This is a genomic window from Bacillus sp. NPDC060175, from assembly GCF_042728695.1.
Taxonomy (GTDB): domain Bacteria; phylum Bacillota; class Bacilli; order Bacillales; family Bacillaceae_G; genus Bacillus_A.
Genome location: NZ_JBHWYR010000177.1, coordinates 1 through 2,628, shown reverse-complemented (window position 1 = coordinate 2,628; position 2,628 = coordinate 1). Strand labels below are relative to the sequence as shown.

Below are 2,628 nucleotides of genomic sequence, written 5' to 3'. Positions count from 1 at the left end.
ATTAATAAAAGCAGAAGAAAAGCCAAAGCCTGAACCCAAAGCATCCTTTTGGCTGTCTTTATTCGCACTTATTTGTATTGGATTAGGATATACGGCTGTATTCCATAGTGTTAATGCAATTCAATACAAGGATATGAAATATGTATTATTCATGATGGCGACAGGGGTAAGCTTTGTTGTACTTGGAACGTACTTCTTGTTTACACAGCTCAGTGTGTATGTGTTACGTGCATTAAAGAAAAGAGAAAATATTTTCTTTAAGAAAACAAACATACTCACCATCTCAGATTTAGTGTATCAATTAAAAGATAATGCAAAAATGTTTTTTATGGTAACTATTATTTCTACCGTTGCCTTCACTGCAGTAGGGACTTGTATGGGATTAGGCAATTCGTCCATGGCTGAATCGGATAATCCTTTTGCATTTTCTTATAAGTCCTATGATAATAACCAGTTAGAAAAAGAACATCTAAAAAAAATAGAAAGCGAACTCCATGATGGTGAGTTTAAATTTAAACGGGTTACTTATTCAATAAAACAAGTTCGAGATACCCTCTATAACAATAATGTATTATCAAGCGTTATAAAATTAAGTGATTATAATAAGCTAGCTGAGGCATTTGGCTTCGAAGAAGAAAATCTAAAAGGTGAAAATAGTAGTTTTGTTATACCTTCGAGGAAAATTGCTAATACAAAATCTAATCAAAATAACTTTCAATTGTTGTATAGAGATATAAAAAAAGATATGCATGTAAATAAAATACTTACTCCGAAAGAATTACAAGATACAATGGTAACGATAATTATTGTACCAGACGCTGTATATAATCAAATGATAGCAGATCCAGAGAATTACCATTTTGAAACCACTATTAATGGTTTTATTGTGAAAGATTGGGAAAAAACAAAAAAAGTTGCGGAAAATCTTTTAGCAGCTTTTCAGAAAGATAATACAAGTAAAATTGAGGATATAGTAGACAACGAAAAATATACATTTTCGACTTTAATTCTTACATGGATAGTGATGAAGCAAAGTTTTGGACTTGCATCTATCATGAGTGTATTAATAGGCATTGTTTTCTTTACGTTTGCCGCAAGTTTTTTATATTTCCGATTATACACAGACTTAGAACGAAATCAGCAGCAATATAAAATGATAGCAAAGGTCGGTTTAAGCAAACCGGAATTAAAGAAAGTTGTGTCACGTCAACTTACATTGTTATTCTTTTTACCAATTGCAATAGCGATTGCACATAGTACGGTTGCTTTTATGGCCTTACAAAAGTTAGCTAATTTTTCAGTCTTGGGTAGTTCAGTTATGGTATTGATTTGTTTCTTAGTTTTGCAAATTATATACTTTTATTTTGTTCGTTCTCAATACTTGAAAAAAATGTATAAAACGATTTTTTAATTCAAAAATAATTAAAAGAAGGAGAATATAGGTTGAAAAAAAGACTAAAATTATTAATAGTAGCAGGTATTTCTATTACCATGTTAGGAGCATGTTCATTATTTGGTGTAAAAGATTCTCCAGCAAATGGAATTTCAATAGAAGTAGGAAAGATAAACGAACAAGCAAGAAACTCTATAATAGACTCATACAAAGATATAACAACCTCACAAGACCTATATCAATTAAAAGAAGGGACTATAGATAATAATAAGCTCAACATCAAGCTCCCGACTAATTTTGGGGATTCTATGGATACTGCTACTAGTAATTTACTATTTATAAGTAGAACGACTGCTGAAGAAATGAATAAAAAGGGACTTATACGTGAAAGAGATAATAATAGCGGACTCACATCTTCAGTCCCTATTGATTCTTTACCAAAAAAAAAAAAGATGAAATTATCTTATTTGCAAATAAAGAATATAAAGACTTGAAAGAACTAACATTTGATGAGAAAAAAATGAATGTTCAATATAAAGGGGATGTATGGCTATCTCCATATCGTGGTGGATCCAACGAAATCCTATTAATTGTAGATGATACATTATTTAAAGAAATAAATGGGAAAGAAAAAACTAGGCAGATTCTATCTTTTAATAAATCTTTTGGGAATCGTAATTTAGAGAGTCAAGGGAAAGCACCAGAATTAAGTAAGGAAATAGATAAAGTGAATACGGCTTTAGGAACTGAGGACAAGAGAGCCGTTAATTTTGTAAATATTACAGAAAAGTAAACAATTTCGTTTATACGGGTAGAACCCCGTCACCATCAAGTTAAGAAAAACAAATATATCATCAACATAGTGTTGTTGTGACAGATTATGATGAACAATATGTATATATTAACGCCTCGAAGTGATGAAGATGACACTTATACTTTAAGTGTTTTTTTTGTAGCGCTTATATTTTTGTTATTTTCTGATGTAGAATCCTTACTATAAGGATTCTATTTTTTGTATCAAAAATCTATAAAGAAAAAAGATAAGATCGGCGAAAATGAACTAAAAGGTATTTTAAATGAATTTTTCAAAACAACACTAATAATGGTTCGCTAAATATATTCGCTCCTTATGTTTGTGAGAAGCTTAAAATCTTCCCTCTTCCAATGCAGCTTAACCATAAATTTAATTTTTTTGTAAATGTGGAACTATTTCATTACTTGCACTGTCTATTAAG

Annotated in this window: 1 protein-coding gene and 1 pseudogene; both read left to right on the top strand. The window is 30.3% G+C overall.

The features are described from left to right. On the top strand, positions 1-1,411 hold a 1,411-nt coding region (locus ACFWDE_RS30310; RefSeq protein ID WP_377896372.1), incomplete at its 5' end, for an ABC transporter permease. Between the two features lie 32 nt (positions 1,412-1,443). Continuing rightward, positions 1,444-2,186, top strand: a pseudogene (locus ACFWDE_RS30305) (lipoprotein BA_5634 family protein). Positions 2,187-2,628 lie beyond the last annotated feature (442 nt).